The 17519-nt window shown below is 50.7% G+C and carries 13 protein-coding genes, 2 tRNA genes and 1 pseudogene; 7 read left to right on the top strand and 9 right to left on the bottom strand.

Annotated features, from left to right (window positions below; translation table 11 throughout):
* Positions 1-322: 322 nt before the first annotated feature.
* From QUF18_RS09200 to pdxR, 4 genes and pseudogenes are all read right to left on the bottom strand, one after another.
* Positions 323-964, bottom strand: coding sequence for an outer membrane protein (locus tag QUF18_RS09200; RefSeq protein WP_113944856.1), 642 nt, complete (start codon positions 962-964; stop codon positions 323-325).
* A 210-nt stretch (positions 965-1174) separates the two neighbouring features.
* Positions 1175-1855: pseudogene (gene radC, locus QUF18_RS09205) on the bottom strand (RadC family protein); the annotation flags it as partial.
* A gap of 395 nt (positions 1856-2250) precedes the next feature.
* A complete protein-coding gene (locus QUF18_RS09210; protein ID WP_289386748.1) occupies positions 2251-3036 on the bottom strand; it encodes a YggS family pyridoxal phosphate-dependent enzyme in 786 nt (261 codons plus the stop codon).
* A gap of 111 nt (positions 3037-3147) precedes the next feature.
* Positions 3148-4644 (bottom strand): MocR-like pyridoxine biosynthesis transcription factor PdxR, encoded by a 1497-nt coding sequence (gene pdxR / locus QUF18_RS09215; protein WP_289386749.1) that lies wholly within the window; start codon positions 4642-4644, stop codon positions 3148-3150.
* A gap of 102 nt (positions 4645-4746) precedes the next feature.
* Here pdxR and QUF18_RS09220 point away from each other — a divergent pair, with 102 nt between their 5' ends.
* Both QUF18_RS09220 and pdxY read left to right on the top strand, forming a co-directional pair.
* A complete protein-coding gene (locus QUF18_RS09220; RefSeq protein ID WP_289386750.1) occupies positions 4747-5982 on the top strand; it encodes a benzoate/H(+) symporter BenE family transporter in 1236 nt (411 codons plus the stop codon).
* Positions 5982-6821 carry a pyridoxal kinase gene (gene pdxY, locus QUF18_RS09225; RefSeq protein WP_289386752.1) on the top strand — a complete coding sequence of 280 codons (840 nt, stop codon included), beginning with the start codon at positions 5982-5984 and terminating at the stop codon, positions 6819-6821. The genes QUF18_RS09220 and pdxY overlap by 1 nt, the downstream gene beginning before the upstream one ends.
* A 176-nt stretch (positions 6822-6997) precedes the next feature.
* On the opposite strand, the gene map is transcribed toward pdxY, so the two are convergent.
* The 5 genes from map to QUF18_RS09250 all read right to left on the bottom strand — a co-directional run bounded on the left by map (position 6998) and on the right by QUF18_RS09250 (position 10597).
* Positions 6998-7825 carry a type I methionyl aminopeptidase gene (gene map, locus QUF18_RS09230; RefSeq protein WP_289386753.1) on the bottom strand — a complete coding sequence of 276 codons (828 nt, stop codon included), beginning with the start codon at positions 7823-7825 and terminating at the stop codon, positions 6998-7000.
* 79 nt (positions 7826-7904) lie between these two features.
* The gene (sfsA, locus tag QUF18_RS09235) at positions 7905-8609 is read right to left on the bottom strand and encodes a DNA/RNA nuclease SfsA (RefSeq protein WP_289386754.1); all 705 of its coding nucleotides are present in this window, start codon (positions 8607-8609) and stop codon (positions 7905-7907) included.
* 92 nt (positions 8610-8701) lie between these two features.
* Positions 8702-8776 (bottom strand) — tRNA-Glu (locus QUF18_RS09240).
* Between the two features lie 240 nt (positions 8777-9016).
* Positions 9017-9091, bottom strand: a tRNA-Glu gene (locus QUF18_RS09245).
* A gap of 318 nt (positions 9092-9409) precedes the next feature.
* Positions 9410-10597, bottom strand: a complete 1188-nt coding sequence (locus QUF18_RS09250) for a D-Ala-D-Ala carboxypeptidase family metallohydrolase (protein ID WP_289386755.1) — start codon at positions 10595-10597, stop codon at positions 9410-9412.
* 388 nt (positions 10598-10985) lie between these two features.
* On the opposite strand from QUF18_RS09250, the gene QUF18_RS09255 reads away from it, so the two are divergent.
* From QUF18_RS09255 to glpX, 5 genes are all read left to right on the top strand, one after another.
* Positions 10986-11330: a hypothetical protein gene (locus QUF18_RS09255; RefSeq protein ID WP_289386756.1), complete on the top strand. Its 345-nt coding sequence runs from the start codon at positions 10986-10988 to the stop codon at positions 11328-11330.
* 196 nt (positions 11331-11526) lie between these two features.
* Positions 11527-12720, top strand: a complete 1194-nt coding sequence (locus QUF18_RS09260; RefSeq protein ID WP_289386757.1) for an LL-diaminopimelate aminotransferase — start codon at positions 11527-11529, stop codon at positions 12718-12720.
* A 99-nt stretch (positions 12721-12819) separates the two neighbouring features.
* The gene (locus QUF18_RS09265) at positions 12820-14139 is read left to right on the top strand and encodes a homoserine dehydrogenase (RefSeq protein ID WP_289386758.1); all 1320 of its coding nucleotides are present in this window, start codon (positions 12820-12822) and stop codon (positions 14137-14139) included.
* A 505-nt stretch (positions 14140-14644) separates the two neighbouring features.
* Positions 14645-16174 carry an ABC-F family ATP-binding cassette domain-containing protein gene (locus tag QUF18_RS09270; RefSeq protein ID WP_289386759.1) on the top strand — a complete coding sequence of 510 codons (1530 nt, stop codon included), beginning with the start codon at positions 14645-14647 and terminating at the stop codon, positions 16172-16174.
* Between the two features lie 289 nt (positions 16175-16463).
* Positions 16464-17453: a class II fructose-bisphosphatase gene (gene glpX, locus QUF18_RS09275; protein WP_289386760.1), complete on the top strand. Its 990-nt coding sequence runs from the start codon at positions 16464-16466 to the stop codon at positions 17451-17453.
* Positions 17454-17519 lie beyond the last annotated feature (66 nt).

Raw genomic sequence — 17519 nt, forward strand, 5'->3', positions numbered from 1 at the left:
AAGTCAAGCAGGGGCAGGGAGGCAGATTGTTGATGTCGTTTTTCAGCATATGCGACAGATTGTGAAATTGGCCAAAATGACGAAGACGAAGCTTAAAATGCCGGAAAAAGAGACGAATGTTCCATTTTTGAAATAGCTCTATGCAATATGCGCATAAGGCTATGCTGAAAAAACAATCCATATTCAGAGTGAATGTTCTCATTCAACCTTTTGTATTATATAATAAAATCAATGTATTTTAGTGAAATTTCTGAAAAATAAAAAAAGCGCCGCATTTTTTAAAAATACGGCGCTTTGGGTTTTTTGACTAAATTATCAAGAATCAGAAGCGATAGTTCACACCGGCTTTCAGAGCGTGTGTCTTCAGATTGTTTTCATAACGGGTGTCGTTAACGCTGGTTTTAACGCCATTGTGACGCATGTAGTTATATTCTGCTTTCACCGAGAATGGACCTGAAAGCTGCTGTTCAACACCGGCACCGAGCTGTACACCGCCAGCCCATTTGGAACCGGAAGTTACATTGTCTTTTGGCTTGAACTTGGTGGTACCATAACCAACGGTACCGTAAACAAGTGTCTTATCCATAGCGTAACCGGCTTTCACCTTGGCAACACCGCTCCAGGACTGCTGCAGACGACCATTGTCCTGAATTTTGTGCTCAGCTTCACCGAAATTACCTTCGAGTTCACCACCGTAAACGAAATTACCGGACTGGAAGTTCTTACCGGCAACGATACCGCCTAACGCCGAAGTACGGCTTGAGAACGGGCTAGGGGTCTTGGACGATGTGGTACCAAGCTGCGCACCGACATAGTTGCCTTCCCATGTCGCAGGGGCATCATAGCTCGATGAGCTGTCATTATAGCTATAGTCGTTATTGTTGAAGGCATCCGCTGCCAGAGCAGGTGCCTGTGTGAGTGCCAGCGCGAGTGCTGCTGTGCTGAAAAGTGTAATGTGACGCATAGTACGGCTCCGTCTTTACCTGAGAGGCAATATTTAAACTTGCTGGCGCCAATCTTCTCAGATGAGTCTTTCGGGACGTGCGCCTTTGAGCCGGTTATGACGGTTAATTGTGACCAATTTGGTTTATGTTTGCCATAATCGCGCGTCACAAACCTTATTGTTTTGTTTATCATTAACAGCGGGTTAACAGAAGGGAATGCTGCACTATAATCAGATTAGCCCCAGCCCGCGCATGCTGATTTGTCCGGCTCTGCCGATAATAACATGGTCATGCACCGTGATATTAAGTTGTGACGCTATAGAAATAATGAGCTTTGTCATATCGATATCAGCACGAGATGGGGTCGCATCACCGGAAGGGTGGTTATGGAATAAGATAAGAGCTGTAGAGGATAATTCGAGCGCGCGTTTGATGACCTCGCGAGGGTATACAGGCGTATGGTCGACGGTGCCTATTTGTTGCACCTCATCGGCGATCAGCCGGTTTTTCTTATCAAGAAACAGAATGCGGAACTGCTCGCGATTTTCATAAGCCATAGCTGTCATACAATAGGTTATGACCTTACTCCATGAATCGAGGACATCCTTTTTCATGATTTCGCTTTTGCCAGACCGGCGTGTGCAGGCATTGAGCAGTTTAATATCCTGTGCAACCGCTTCTCCGCAACCGGCAACCTCTTGTAATAACTGTGGCTCTGCCCCGAGAACGCCGGCAAAACTGCCAAAACGATTGAGCAAAGCTTTGGCTAGTGGCTTGGTATCTGCCCGTGCAATTGTGCGAAACAGCAGCAATTCCAGCAATTCGTAATCGGCAAGCACTGTGTCACCATGATCGATAAAGCGTTGTCGCAAACGCTGCCGATGGCCATCATAATGTGTCTTTTCAGCTTTGTCTTTTTGATTGCCTGATAGCGATTTAGTGGTTTGTTTCGAACTTAGTTTTGTTCCTATTGTTTGCCGAGATTGTTTGGATGATTGTTTAGCTTGGTCTAAAAATCTTCCGTCTATTTGCTGTACTGGGTTCAATTTATCAAAATTTTGCAGATGCTGTCTTTCATCGCCGTAAAGAGATACGTCTGTTAAACCCACTGACAGAGATTTGTTTGCCATTCTGCAACGTGCTCCCGAATTCACAGATGGCTACCGCAAAGATTGCGGTTTCCATTTGTAGATTAAACGGCAACATACAAAATGGTCTATAAAAAAATTACGTATTAAACAATTTAAGTATTTGATTGTATTTGTAATTTCTCTATTTATTGTGATGTTTATAGCTTTTATTCTGATTACACAGATACTGTTAAACCCGGCCAGTAATAAGCATCAGCCGTCGGGCGTGCGCCAAAGATTGCTTGGCCAACGCGGACAATATCCGCGCCTTCTTCAATTGCCGCCTCAAAATCACCCGACATCCCCATAGAGAGTTTGGTGATACCGGAATGGTGCTGTGCCGCCTGATCGCGCAAACTGCGCAGCAGCCGGAAGCAAGGGCGCACCTTATCAAGATCGGAGCTGAATAAAGCAAGGGTCATCAGACCACTCGGTCTCAAACGCGGATAATCCGGCAGACGCTCAATGAAAGGCAGCAGATCATCAGGATGAAGGCCATATTTGCTCTCTTCACCGGATGTATTGACCTGCACAAACACATCCAGATCCTTGTTTTCATTTTCCAGCCGGCGGTTCAATTCTTCCGCAAGGCGGATACTGTCGAGCGCATGAAATTCTGTAGCGAAGCGCGTGAGATATTTGACCTTATTGGTCTGGAGATGACCGATAATGCTCCAGTTGATTGCGAGGTCTTCGAGTGCTGCCCGTTTATCGCGGGCTTCCTGAAGTTTGTTCTCGCCAAAATCAGCGATCCCCGCAGCAAAGGCATAGCGCAGAATATGCGCCGGTACTGTTTTTGTAACAGGCAGCAGACGCACATCTTCTGGCTTGCGGCCACTGCGTAAAGCCGCAGCTGCAATACGCTCCTGAACCAGCTTTAAATTCTCCGCAAAGCGAATTGCAGGTGTTTCACCAAAACGGGCTACATCTTCAGGTGAAAGATTGTTGAGCAGCTGATCCATGGCACATATCTTTCATGCTTGTTGCCCTACATGCAGGCAAAATACGGCACTAAGCGTACTACGGAGATGGTTGATTTTAACCGGCCGCTTTTCATTTCACCGGCAGGCCATTTAAACCACTGGCACTTTGATGTTCTGAAAAGCTGTTTTGAGCTTTTTAACCGCAGCTTCAAGCTCTGCCGGTGTATAGGCGGCAAAGCCCATCAGAAACCCGGCTCTGCCGGTGCCGGATGCATGCAGCGGAGAGAGCCCCAGCAGTTCAACGCCAACGCGTCTTGCAGCATCAATGGCTGCACGCTCAGATATTTCGCAGGTGAGCAGGCACGGCATTTGCAGGCCGCCGATCGGCACACGCGGCTCGATAAACTCGCTCAGATGTGTTGTGACAAGTTTTGTGAGAACGTCGAGGCGTTCAGCATAGATATTACGCATGGTACGGATATGGGCGCCGAAATGCCCGCCTTCCATAAAACGGGCAAGGGTAAGCTGTGCAAGCGAAGCCGTGTGGCCATCCAGCAGAGTGCGGGCTGTGGTCATGGGTTTGACCAATTGCGGCGGCAGCACGATGTAACCGATACGCAGACCCGGAAACAGAGATTTGGTGAATGTGCCGATATAGATGGTGCGGTCATGGGGATCGAGCCCTTGCACAGAGGCTGTAGGCTTACCGGTATAGCGAAACTCGCTGTCATAATCGTCTTCGATAATCCATGCCTGATGGCGGGATGCCCATTCGATCAGGGCCAGACGCCTGTCCAGAGCCAATGTTACACCGGTCGGAAACTGATGGGACGGGGTGAGAAAGACGGCCTTGGCTTTGAGCGGGTCTTCGAGAATATGCTCGGCAACAATGCCCTGCCGGTCAACCGCAATTGGTACAGGGATTAGTCCGGCAGCGTCAAAAGCCCTGCGTGCGCCATAATAGGCCGGATCTTCAATAAAAATACTGTCACCTGCATCCAGCAACATATTGGCGCAAAGTGTGAGCGCCTGTTGTGAACTGGTTAGCACCAGCACACGGTCGGCCGTTGCACGGGCACCACGCTCAAGATTGACATAATCGGCTATCGCACGGCGCAATGGCTCTGCACCCTGCGGATTGCCATGCAGCAGTGCCTGTGTGCCGGTTTCTTTGAGAACCTGCCGTTCCAGCCGTTCCCAGAGTTGTATCGGAAAGCTGCGGGTTTCCGGCAACCCCGGTGCAAAGGGGCGGGGAACCAGCTGTTCACGCACGCCGCCGCTTCGAAACATGGCATTGCCGCGCTTGCTTAAGTTGGGTGCCTGATTGCGTGCCAGTGCATCCCGTTGAGAAAGCCTGCGCCCTGCAGAGAAATCAGTCATCTCAGCTACAAAACTACCGCTGCCGACGCGACGCTCAATAAAGCCTTCCGCATGTAGCTGGCTGTAGGCGGCCTCAATCGTATCGCGTGATACATCCAGCGATGTAGCCAAAGCACGGGAGGCGGGGAGCGGTTTGCCCGGCATCAAAGCCCCGTTGACGATCAGCTGACGGATAGCGCGCTGTATGCGTGCATGCAGCGGCATTGCGGCATTCGCCGGATGGGCGATCCATGCTTTGACAGATTCAAGTTGGGAGTGCCTGAACAATTGGTCTGGCTCCGATGCAATAAGTGGATGGAGATAACAGACCATTCGCAGGTTAAAAGTCAAGCGCATCATGACTATCAAAAAGACTGGAGAGCCTGTTTCATGTCTCAGAATATTCCGCCACCGTCTCCGTTGCGCTTCAGCGATCTGCCCCATCCGATTGTTGCAGGGCTGATTTCTGTGATCGTCAATTACGGGGGGACGTTTATTCTCGTTTTTCAGGCGGCAAAGATTGCTGGCCTCAGCCCTGAATTGACGGCGTCATGGGTCTGGTCTGTGTCTATCGGTGTCGGTGTGACGGGGTTACTGCTGAGTTGGTATTTTCGTGAGCCGATCATCACCGCATGGTCAACACCGGCGGCGGCCTTTCTTGTCACAGCGCTCGCCACAACGCCTTATGCAGAAGCTGTCGGCGCTTATATCATCTCGGCGCTTGCCTTTGTGTTGCTGGGGCTTTCCGGCACTTTTGAAAAGGTCATCCGGCTTATTCCGGCGAGCATCGCTTCCGGCCTGCTGGCTGGTATTTTACTGCAATTCGGTATTGGTGCCTTTGGCGGTGCAACGGTTGATCCGTTGCTCGTGGGCGGACTGATTGTGGCTTATGTTTTGCTCAAGCGCTTTACTGCCCGCTATGCGGTGGTTGGGATTTTGGTACTTGGCATTGGTTTTCTGCTGGTGCAGGGGCGGGTGGATTTCTCCAATTTGAGCCTCACGCTTGCGGCTCCGGTGTTTACAATGCCGGTCTTCTCGCTGAATGCCTTGCTGAGTGTTGCCCTGCCGCTGTTCCTCATCACTTTGACTGGGCAATATATGCCGGGCATGCTGGTGTTGCGAAATGACGGCTTTAAAACCAGTGCCAATCCGATTGTAACAGTCACCGGTCTCGGCTCGCTGATTATGGCACCGTTCGGCTCACATGCTTTTAATATTGCAGCGATTACGGCTGCGATTGCCACTGGCCGTGAAGCACATGAAGACCCGCGCAAGCGCTGGATTGCCGGTATCGCGGCAGGTTGCTTCTACGTGCTTGTCGGTGTGTTCGGTGTCACACTTGCTGCGGTCTTCATGGCTTTTCCGGCAACATTTATCACCACGCTGGCTGGTCTTGCTCTGCTCGGTACTATTGGCGGCAGTCTGGCAGGTGCACTGGCTGATCCGAAAACCCGTGAAGCGGCATTGATTACCTTTCTGGCCTCCGCTGCCAATATTAATCTGCTGGGTATTGGCGGGGCATTTTGGGGACTGGTGATTGGTCTGGTTGCCTATATTCTGCTCAACGGACAGTTACCGAAGCGGGATCGTGAAGCGCTGGTCGCTGCCAAAGAAGGAGTAAAGTGATGTCGTCCCCGTTATCAATGCAGACCTCGGTCATTTCTATCCAGAGTCAGGTTGTCTATGGTCACGTCGGCAACAGTGCTGCGGTGCTGCCGATGCAGGCACGCGCGCTGAATGTTGCGGCAGTGCCAACCACATTACTCTCCAACCATCCGGGTTATGAAACCATGCGCGGGCGCGTTCTAGAGCCGGAACTGGTGAGTGATCTGTTGCGCGGGGTAGAAGAGCGCGGGCTGATCAGCACCAGCCGTTATATTGTTTCCGGTTATCTGGGATCGCGTGCTAATGGCGAGGTTGTGGCGGATTTTGTCAAACGGGCGCGCAAGATCAATCCCGACATCATCTATATTTGTGATCCGGTGATGGGCGATACGGGCTTAGGCGTGTTTGTGGCCGATCAGGTGATGGAATGTATCATCAATGAGCTGGTGCCGCTGGCTGATCTGTTGACGCCCAATCAGTTCGAAGTCGGGCTGATTACCGGCAGCGAGATTTCATCTTTCGATATTTTGCAGGAAAAGGTGCATCAGATACAGGCATTTAACAATGCGCGACTGGTGGCAACGGGCTGTGTCTTTCCCGATACGCCCTATGGTTCATTGGAGAATGTGGTGTTTGAAGGCGGGGAAGAGACAAGGCTGACTTCGCCGCGTGTGCCGATTGTACCGGTGGGAACCGGCGATCTGTTCACCGGCCTGCTGACCGCTAATCTGGCGCATGGCAGTACTTTGACCGAAGCCGCCCGCAATGCCGCATCAACAGTGCTCAATGTTGTCGGGCGTACTGCTGAACAAGGCGAACATGAGATGCAGTTGGGCGGTGTGATTGAATGTCTGATCTAAAAGTCGCCCGACTTGGCTGCAAATGGCAATTTTCTGTGCTCCGGTACTCACGTACTATCAGTACGCTCCGTTCCGGTGCTCGCAAATCACCATTTTCGCTGGCGTCTGCCGCTTTTTGATTCAGACATTTAATGCAGGATCATGGCCGCGATATCGGGAGATATTGCGGCCATTTTTTATTTTGAAGTCGTTGTGTAGAAAATATCTTTTGGCGACAGCGTGAAGATTTCACACCCGTCTTTGGTGACGCCGATTGTATGCTCATATTGCGCTGTCAACGAGCGGTCACGGGTGACGGCTGTCCAGCCGTCTTTCAGCACCTTTACATCCGGCTTGCCGAGATTGATCATCGGTTCAATGGTGAAAATCATACCTTCACGCATTTCAACACCGTCTGTTGCTTTACCATAGTGCAGAATATTCGGAGCATCGTGGAAAAGCTGTCCGACGCCGTGGCCGCAGAAATCGCGCACGGCAGAGCAGCGCTCTGATTCCACATAAGACTGAATGGCTGCACCGATTGCGCCGGTTTTTGCACCGGGCTTCACGGCTGCAATACCACGCAGCAGGCTTTCATAAGTGACTTCCATCAGGCGCTCGGCAGCGCGCTTGATCTGGCCAACTGCATACATGCGGCTTGAATCGCCGTACCAGCCATCCTGCAGGAAGGTGATGTCGATATTGACGATATCGCCTTCACGCAGCGGTTTGTCGTCCGGAATACCGTGACAAACAACATGGTTGATCGAAGTGCAGGAGCTTTTTGTATAGCCGCGATAGTTCAGTGTGGCAGGTACAACACCGCGATCAGCACCGAATTCAAAAACAAAACGGTCGATTTCGTTGGTGGTTACGCCCGGCTTAACAATATCATTCAGTGCATCAAGACATTCAGACGTAATTGCGCAGACCTTACGCATGGCTGCAAAACCTTCAGGCCCGTAAAGCTTGATCTGGCCTGTATATTTAATCGGGGCGCTGTCGGCGTTGACATAGGTTACCATCGGGTGATCCGTATATATGTTAGGACAGCAGCAATGCTGTACCGGAAGTTGTTGCCTTGCGAATCCCGCAGGGCAAAATTTACAGGGTCAGGACGGGTACCGTCTGATCCGCGATAATTGATTCAGGACTTATTTGGCACCGAATTGCGTAAGCCTCAACCCCATGCTGCCGCGCATTCGCAAATGCGGCGGCATAAACAGGATCGAGATCGCCGCAGATCGATAAAGAATCGCAATCCTGACGCTGGATAACGAAAACCATAACGCCGCGATGACCGGCTTTGACCATCTCGCTGAGTTCAACGAGATGTTTGGCGCCACGGGCGGTTACACTATCGGGAAACTCAGCCAGTTGTCCTGTGCGCTTAAAATGCACATTCTTGACCTCTACATAGGTCTGCTGACCGCTTTCTCCAAGCAGCAATAAATCAATGCGGGAATTCTGGCCGTATTTTTGCTCGCGTTTCAGTGTGCTGAAGCCGGAGAGTTGGGGAATCATACCGGAGAGAATCGCTTCTTCGGCGATTTTATTCGGCAGACCGGTATTGATTCCGACAAGCGTGTCGTCGGCACGCACAATTTGCAATGTATGGGCATATTTACGCGTCGGACTGTCGGAGATGCTGAGCCATGCTTGCGAGCCTGGTGTGGTCAGTCCGCGCATAGAACCGGTATTGGGAACCGATGCAGTAATAGATTCGCCGCTATCAAGCCGGATATCAGCCAGAAAGCGTTTATAACGCTGCAACAGAGTGCCGCGAACAAGGGGAGAGGGAAAAAGCATGTTTCTGCATAGATCAGACTTCATCTGAATGCAAAACTGAAATTTTATTCTGGGAGGTTTGTTCCGGTATTCATGTTTCTTTTGAAGAGAAGTGGTACGCCCAAGGGGAATCGAACCCCTGTCTGCGCCGTGAAAGGGCGCTGTCCTAACCGCTAGACGATGGGCGCCTGCCGGTGAACGCTGTATAGCTAAGCCGTATTGAATACGCAATAGGGAAAATGCAAAAAAATACAAAATATGTGAAAAAAATCTGATGCTTATGAAAATACGTATAAGTGCGCGTGAACTGAAATATGCGTGATTTTTATAGCGCAATTCAGATCTTATTTAAGCCGTGTTGTGGTATCGAGAGGGAGGTTTTGATCTCAGTATTTTGAGATTTTTAATCTTCTGCACAGTGGAGAAGATGGTACGCCCAAGGGGAATCGAACCCCTGTCTGCGCCGTGAAAGGGCGCTGTCCTAACCGCTAGACGATGGGCGCCTGCTGGTGATCCGGCTTATAGCGACAGGATATTTATCGCGCAAGTGGGTAAAATGAGAAATTTGAAAAAAATGCAGATTTTTTTGTTCCGGAGGCTGTTGCCTGTGCAAAAACCAGACTTGAAGCCGTGTTTTACGTTTGAAATGAGGTGCTTAGAGCAAAGAAAATTTTGTAAAGCAGTTTGGTGAGGTTGGCGCGGACGGTAGAAAGATCAAAAATCGTGATTTTTGGGCGGAAATAATTCAGGCCGGAATCAGAGATTCTGATTTCGGCCTGTAAAAATGATTGTTGCAGTGTTGAAGCGACTTAAAAGGCAGATTATTTGCCGCGACAGCGCCAGTTCCAGTCGCGCTCAGGGCCAACGTCAATATGGATCGATTCTGTATGGCAATAGGTGCCAACACCACCACGAGCCGGCCATGAGCGAACATGACGCGCGATTTCCCACTTGGATACGCCTGGAATCTGCAAATCAGCTGCGGAGCAAGACATATGTAAGGAACGCTTGGCACCACTGACAGAGCGATTGTGTGACGGACTGCGGTAACCGGAGGTGATGACAACCGGTTTACGGTAATGGCTCTCTAGTCGCTTGATCATCGAAACCAGCTGCGGCTTCAAACAGGAGACCTGTACGCTAGAATGCTGGGTACGCAGGCCATTCGGTGCAAGGCGCGCCATACCACCGGCTGAAGCCAGTGTGACCGGTGCACTGAAATCATCTTCGTCGAGATCAATGTCACTTTCATCAAAGACTTTATTACTGTGGCGAATCTCAATGCCGCCATTCGCACGCACACCAGGCAGAGTGTAATTATAGTCGCCGGAGCGTTTTGGCGCGGTCGCGGAAGCCGTAACGGAGGCTTCCTGCTTGCTATTGCCTCGTGGACTATTTTTACCCGGTGAGAACAAGCGGGCTGCAGCGCCTGCGCTCTGGCTTGTTCTGTCTATGGCTGGTGCCGGTACGGCTCTCGCGTTATTTTCCGGTTTGGCTGTTTCAGCCTGCGCAGTGGTTTCCGGTGTCTTTGGCTGGCTGGCCGGTGCTGCTTCAGCCTGTTCAGCGGCGGCGAGTGCTGCCGTTGGTTTATTTCGTGTGCCAAACAATGCAGCTAAGGTTGAGGGCTGTTCGGCTGGTGCAGCGGTCTCTGTTGGTTGAATGACCTGCGCAGTTGCAGCAAGTGCGGTATCTGCGGAAGCGACCTGTACCGGTTTTTCAGGCTGTGCTGTCGCCAGTTGCTTTGCAGTCTCGGGAGAATTAGGAACAGGCGTGTTTGTTGCAATTGTCGCTTTGGTCGTATCCGCGCCATTTGCAGTCTTAGTATTTGCTGCTGTTGTATCGCTTGAAGATTCGCCTGTTTCCGCTGCTGCGATGTCAGCCGCCGCACTCTCCAGCAGATTCGTGCCTGAGCTTGTTGTACATCCGCTGATGCTTAAAGCGAGAATGATAGCCGAGCCGCAAAAAAGCTGAGCGTTTTTTTCTCGTATACGTTTTATCGTATCGAACAAAGCAAACCCTTTATTATGCTGCGACTTGACGAAGTGCACTTGCGGAAACTGAGACCAACAAAGATGTTTCCTATGCAGCGTGTGGCACAAAGGGCTGTAGAAGAGGTCCCGTTTGTGCAAAATTTTGATCTATTTATATGCGAAATGACCGATTTAGTCAGCGAAAAAGTGTTAATTCTTTATTAAATGCTGTGCAAGTTACGATTCGTAACAATTAGTTTCAGTATAATAATAATTGTTACATTTCGTGTTTGCGATCTGACTGGAGAGTAAATAGCGAATAACTGCGTTTTTCGGGTCGTAAATGTCAGCTTCCTGTTGCCAATTGTGCCTAGACGTTTATTGTCCGCTTATTCGGCTAAGTTACGAAATGCAGGGAATGTCCTTTATGAGCGCACAACAGATTAATCACTCCGCAACGCTGCGTTTTGCACTGTTCGCTGTGGCTGCTCTGGCGCTCGCGGGTTGCACAAGCGGGCCTTCTGCCGGTGTGCCGCAGGAAGGTGCGCTGCGTACCGGTGCTTATCCGAATTTTGGTATTATGCCGCGTGGTGAAACCAAGCAGCTGAGTTTTGAAGAAAAAGAGCAGATTACCGGTAATCTCAGCAGTGCTAAGGCTCGTCAGGGTGCTGTAAGCGCCAGCGGATCAAGCCGAGCGGAGATCGAGGCGCAGAAGCGCCGTATGCAGGCCGAAGCGGATGCCACATTAAAGGCAATTGAAGCCGGACAATAATGGTTTCGCCAATAAAGCTTCTGCATAACTGACCGGCGTCGCTATGCGCCATAAATTTATTCACATTTCAGTATTTACAGATCGGGGTGCCGCTTAGGGCATTCTGGATTCGGATCAGTCGATCCGGACTTTTAACAGCCGTGCAGTTTTTAAAGAAAGCATGCTGCACTGGCATTATAGTAATCGGAAGAGAGATATGTCGGAAGAATTCCATAAAATCCGCCGCCTGCCACCTTATGTCTTCGAACAGGTTAATCGCCTGAAGGCGAGTGCGCGAGCGGGTGGAGCCGACATTATCGACCTTGGTATGGGCAATCCTGATTTGCCGACGCCGCAGGGCATTATCGATAAGCTTTGCGAGGCTGTGCAAGACCCGCGTTCACATCGCTATTCCTCATCCAAAGGTATTCCGGGCTTGCGCAAAGCGCAGGCCAATTATTATGCCCGCCGTTTTGGAGTGAAGCTCAATCCGGATACGCAGGTTGTTGCAACGCTCGGTTCCAAGGAAGGCTTTGCCAATATGGCGCAGGCGATTACTGCGCCTGGTGATGTTATTTTGTGTCCGGATCCGACCTATCCGATCCATACCTTCGGCTTTATTATGTCCGGCGGCGTGATCCGCTCGATCAGTGCTGAACCGGATGAGAGTTTTCTCGTGTCGTTGGAACGTGGGGTAAAACACTCCATTCCAAAGCCGATTGCATTGATTCTGAGCTTCCCGTCGAATCCGACAGCGCGTGTGGCAACGCTGGACTTCTATAAGGAAGTCGTGGCTTTTGCGCGTAAGCACAATATTATCATCCTGTCGGATCTGGCCTATTCGGAAATCTATTTTGACGAAAACAATCCGCCGCCATCGGTGCTGGAGGTTGAAGGTGCTATGGATGTGGCTGTTGAATTCACATCCATGTCCAAGACGTTTTCGATGGCCGGTTGGCGTATGGGTTTTGCTGTCGGCAATGAAAAGCTGATTGCAGCGCTCACCCGCGTTAAATCCTATCTCGATTACGGTGCTTTCACGCCGGTACAGGTGGCCGCAACGGCTGCATTGAACGGCGATGGCAGCGATATTGAATATGTGCGTAATGTTTATAAGACGCGCCGTGATGTTCTGGTTGAGAGTTTTGGCCGTGCAGGATGGGAAATTCCGGCACCTGAAGCGACAATGTTTGCATGGGTTCCGATCCCAGAGCGCTATCGTGCCATGGGTTCGCTCGATTTTTCCAAACTATTGATCGAAAAAGCGGATGTAGCTGTTGCGCCCGGCCTCGGTTTCGGTGAACATGGGGATGAATTTGTGCGCATCGCTTTGGTGGAGAACGAACATCGCATTCGTCAGGCCGCGCGTAATATCAAACGTTTTTTAGGGAATGCTGACGGAGCCGCCTGAACAGGTGGTTTCAGGGGAATGACCTGAGCGCGTATAAATTGAGGTGGGGGCATACAGCTCCCGCCCGTTGAATTAAGTATATATTGCTGAGGCACGATAATGAGTAATGCATTGCGGATCGGTGTCGCCGGACTTGGCACCGTAGGAGCATCGGTTTTGCGCATCTTGCGCGATAAAGCCGAAATGATGACAAGGCAATGCGGACGCGAAATTGTAGTGACTGCGGTCAGCGCACGTGATCGTACGCGCGACCGTGGTGTTGATCTTGGCAAAATCGAATGGTTCGATGATCCTGTCGCTCTGGCTAAATCTGAGAATATTGACGTTTTCGTTGAGCTGATCGGCGGATCAGAGGGCACAGCCCGTGCCGCTGTTGAGGCTGCGCTCAATGCCGGTCGCCATGTGGTGACAGCGAATAAAGCGCTGCTGGCCTATCATGGCGTGGAACTGGCGAAAATCGCTGAAGCCAAAGGCGTGTTGCTGAATTTTGAAGCTGCCGTTGCCGGTGGTATTCCGGTGATTAAGGCAATGCGTGAATCGCTGACCGGTAATACGGTATCGCGCGTTTATGGTATTATGAACGGCACCTGTAACTATATCCTGACCCGCATGGGTGAGGAGGGGATTTCCTTCACCGAATGTCTGAAAGACGCGCAGCGTTTGGGCTATGCCGAAGCTGATCCGACATTTGATATTGAAGGCAATGATACCGCGCATAAGCTGGCATTGCTGACGAGCATTGCTTTTGGTACGCAGATTGCGGCCGATGATATTTATCTCGAAGGCATCAGCAATATTTCGCTGGCGGATATCCGCGCAGCTGAAGAACTTGGTTATAAGATCAAGTTGCTCGGCGTTGCAGTGAAAACTGAAACCGGTATTGAGCAGCGTGTGCATCCGACACTGGTGCCGACATCATCTGTGATTGCACAGGTGCATGGAGTGACCAATGCTGTGGCTATTGAAACCGATCTGCTTGGCGAGTTGCTGCTGTCCGGACCTGGTGCCGGTGGCAATGCCACTGCTTCTGCAGTGATTGGCGATATTGCCGATATTGGCAAAAGCCGTCCGGGTTTCCAGCACGGGCCGGTATTTGGCACCCCTGCAAAAGATTTGAAGCCGACATCAAAGGCAAAAATGCGTTCTCATGCAGGTGGATATTTCATTCGTCTGAATGTGCATGATCGTGCCGGAGTGTTTGCAACCATTGCCAAACGCATGGCTGAAAATGATATTTCGCTGGAATCAATCGTGCAGCGTGGCAGCGGTGCCCATGTTGAAGCTGCTGTGATCAAAACTGTGGTTCTGGTGACCCATGCGACAACAGAATCTGCCGTGAAGCAGGCTTTGAAGGCGATTACCGAAGATGGTGATCTTTTTGACAAGCCGCAGATGATCCGCATTGAACGTGCAGGTTAAAATCACCTTCGTGTGTCAGGTCTGGCATATGACGCTCTGATCAGCGTGTAGAGAATAAGAAAAGCCGCCGAAATTTTCGGCGGCTTTTTTGTTGCTGATATGTCTTGTCAGTAAAATATGTTTTTGATAAAAAGCACAGAGCGTGTTGTGACATCTGATAGATGTTGCACTCGCTCTGATTTTTTACTTGGTCGCATTCTCGCGGACGTTAAATAAAAATATTTAACTGCGAAATGCTTTGAGCTCAAACGCAGCAAAGATAAGGAGGGCCGTAAGATGTTTTCTCTGCGACATCAGCATCATCACACTTTCGGTCCTGATTACGCCCTGCATCATTAATTCGTGCAGGGCCGATTAAGACCGTATAATCTGTCTTTTTCAGCCTTTCTTTAAAGGTGCAGTTTCGCGATGAGAAAACTGTATCTGATTGAGCCATTCCGTAACCAGTTCTGTCTTGTGCAGGTTTTCTGATGTGAGCGGCTATGGCAAATTCTGAGCTGAATCTATGTCTTTACTTAATCTCCAAAATCTTTCTCTCTCGTTGTCCATTGAACTGTTTCGCAATTTAAGCCTCGTTGTAGGTGAGGGCGAACGTCTTGGTGTTGTGGCTGCCAATGGTCGGGGCAAATCCAGTCTGATGCGTGTTATCAGCGGTGAACTTGAACCGACAGACGGTATGGTGACCCGCGCCCGTGGTTTGAAAACCGGTGTGGTGCCGCAATATGTGCCGCAGGACTGGCTGGATATCACATTATATAATGTCGTTTTGGGCGGTCTGGATGAAGATGCGCAGCTGCATGAAAGCTGGCGCGTTGATATTATTCTCGATGATCTGAGTGTGCCGCAAGATATGCGCGACCGTGCGATGCGGCATTTGAGTGGCGGTTGGCAGCGGCTTGCATTGCTGGCCAGAACACAGATTGCCGAGCCTGACTTGTTGCTGCTGGACGAGCCGACCAACCATCTGGATTTAGAGAAAATCGCCTTGCTTGAAGGCTGGCTGAATGATCTGCCACGGTCAACTGCGGTGATTATGTGCAGTCACGACCGTGCTTTTCTCGATGCCGTGACCAAGCGCACATTGTTTTTGCGGCCGGAAAATTCACAACTCTATGCTCTGCCTTATAGCCGTGCGCGACTTGCTCTGGATGAGGCCGATGCCGCCGATGCCCGCCAATATCAGAAAGATATGAAAACGGCACAGCAATTGCGTAAACAAGCGGCGAAGCTCAATAATATTGGCATCAATTCGGGCAGTGATCTGCTGGTGGTGAAAACCAAGCAGCTGAAAGACCGTGCGGAGAGGTTGGAAGATGCTGCCAAGCCTGCGCATCTGGAACGCTCTGCCGGTGTTATCAAGCTGGCAGGGCAGAGCAGTCATGCCCGTGCTCTGGTCGTGATTGATAATCTCGATGTGGTCACACCGGATAAGCGCGTTTTATATAAAACCGGCCGTTTATGGATCAATCCGGGTGATCGTATTGTTTTGCTTGGTGCCAATGGTACGGGCAAAACACGATTGCTGACTATGGTGCGTAATGTGATCACCGGTATTGAGCCGGAAAGCGCTGCGCTTAAAGCCACGCCGTCATTGGTGCTGGGATATAGCGATCAGGCATTGTCTGAATTGAACGACAAATTTACGCCGCTGGAAACCATCATTCGCCGTTTTGATATTGGTGACCAGAAAGCCCGTTCGCTATTGGCGGGTGCCGGTATGAATATTGATATGCAGGGTAAAGCGGTTGCGCATTTGTCCGGCGGGCAGAAAGCTCGGCTTGCCATGTTGGTACTGCGCCTGACGCATCCGAATTTCTATATTCTCGATGAGCCGACCAACCATCTGGATATTGATGGACAGGAGGCACTGGAGGCCGAATTGCTCAACAGTGATGCGGCTTGTTTATTGGTCTCTCATGATCGCAGTTTTGTGCGTAATACCGGCAACCGTTTCTGGCAGATTGTGAAGAACAAGCTGGTGGAAGTGGAAAGCCCTGAGCCGTTTTTTGAAGAGGCTGCACAGACTGCAGGCTGACAGAAACGCGTTTCGTTCAACAGAATACCGGCAGTGAATTTTCACGAAAATACACTGCCGGTATCATTCGTTTTCAAATGTGATGGTTTTTCAACCGAGTATAATCGATTTACTTTCACATGCCCTACTTTGTCTCTTGCAGGGAGTGCGCGACTTTGACAAAAGATGGCGACCATGTCTGACAATCCCCTGTCATCATAATCGGCTACAGCAGTTTTGTATCCGTTGCGCAGAGATACTATACCGGATTGCAGGCATATCTTTCGATAACGAATTTAGGACTGTTTAAATGGCCAATTCTGCAGAGCAGACCCCGCAGGGTCTCGACCGTATTCTGACACTTGAGCTGGTTCGCGTGACCGAGCGCGCCGCTGTGGCTGCTGCCCGTCTGCGTGGTCGCGGTGATGAAAAAGCTGCGGATCAGGTTGCTGTTGACGCGATGCGCAAAGAGCTGAACCGTCTGCCAATCTCCGGTACTGTTGTGATCGGCGAAGGTGAACGCGACGAAGCGCCGATGCTCTATATCGGTGAAGAAGTTGGTACCCGCAACGGTCCTGAAGTTGATATCGCTCTTGATCCGCTGGAAGGCACAACCATCTGTGCCAAGAACCTGCCAAACTCGCTGGCTGTTGTGGCAATTGCTGAAAAAGGCAACCTGCTTTACGCACCAGACGTTTACATGCAGAAAATCGCTGTTGGTCCGGGCTATCCGCGCGGCGTTGTAGATATTGATGCTTCCGCCACTGAAAACCTCCACGCTCTGGCAAAAGCCAAAGGCGTTAAGGTCAACGAAATCACTGCCTGCATCATGGATCGTCCGCGCCATGCACGCCTGATCGAAGAAGTACGCGCAACCGGCGCTGCTATTCGTCTGATCGGTGACGGTGACGTTGCCGGTGTTATGCACACCACCAATCCTGATGAAACCGGCATCGATATTTATATTGGTATCGGCGGCGCACCTGAAGGTGTTCTTGCAGCTGCTGCTCTGCGCTGCATCGGCGGCCAGATGCAGGGTCGTCTGCAATTCAACTCGGACGAACAGATCGCCCGCGCTCTGAAAATGGGCATTACAGACCCGAACAAGGTCTATCTGATGGAAGAAATGGCGAAAGGCGACGTACTGTTTGCCGCCACCGGAGTAACCGATGGCAACATGCTCTCCGGCGTTAAATTTGCACGTGACTACATCCAGACCCACACTATCGTGATGCGTGCCCAGTCCCAGACTGTGCGGGAGATCAAAGCGCGTCACCAGGATATGAGTAAATTCCAATAAAACCGCCAGCTTGGTCTGCAAATGGCAATTTCTGTGCTTCCGGTGCTCACGTACCAAAACGTACGC

The sequence above is a fragment of the Pseudochrobactrum kiredjianiae genome (assembly GCF_030362795.1).
Taxonomy (GTDB): Bacteria; Pseudomonadota; Alphaproteobacteria; order Rhizobiales; family Rhizobiaceae; genus Pseudochrobactrum; species Pseudochrobactrum kiredjianiae.

What these genes read in the sequence shown, in the direction of transcription:
- pdxY (WP_289386752.1), top strand. Translation starts at nt 5,982, where the DNA reads ATGTCGTCCCCGTTATCAATGCAGACCTCGGTCATTTCTATCCAGAGT.
- map (WP_289386753.1), bottom strand. Translation starts at nt 7,825, where the DNA reads ATGGTAACCTATGTCAACGCCGACAGCGCCCCGATTAAATATACAGGC.
- QUF18_RS09265 (WP_289386758.1), top strand. Translation starts at nt 12,820, where the DNA reads ATGAGTAATGCATTGCGGATCGGTGTCGCCGGACTTGGCACCGTAGGA.
- QUF18_RS09270 (WP_289386759.1), top strand. Translation starts at nt 14,645, where the DNA reads ATGTCTTTACTTAATCTCCAAAATCTTTCTCTCTCGTTGTCCATTGAA.
- glpX (WP_289386760.1), top strand. Translation starts at nt 16,464, where the DNA reads ATGGCCAATTCTGCAGAGCAGACCCCGCAGGGTCTCGACCGTATTCTG.
- QUF18_RS09260 (WP_289386757.1), top strand. Translation starts at nt 11,527, where the DNA reads ATGTCGGAAGAATTCCATAAAATCCGCCGCCTGCCACCTTATGTCTTC.
- QUF18_RS09200 (WP_113944856.1), bottom strand. Translation starts at nt 964, where the DNA reads ATGCGTCACATTACACTTTTCAGCACAGCAGCACTCGCGCTGGCACTC.
- QUF18_RS09255 (WP_289386756.1), top strand. Translation starts at nt 10,986, where the DNA reads ATGAGCGCACAACAGATTAATCACTCCGCAACGCTGCGTTTTGCACTG.
- QUF18_RS09220 (WP_289386750.1), top strand. Translation starts at nt 4,747, where the DNA reads ATGTCTCAGAATATTCCGCCACCGTCTCCGTTGCGCTTCAGCGATCTG.
- QUF18_RS09210 (WP_289386748.1), bottom strand. Translation starts at nt 3,036, where the DNA reads ATGGATCAGCTGCTCAACAATCTTTCACCTGAAGATGTAGCCCGTTTT.
- sfsA (WP_289386754.1), bottom strand. Translation starts at nt 8,609, where the DNA reads ATGCTTTTTCCCTCTCCCCTTGTTCGCGGCACTCTGTTGCAGCGTTAT.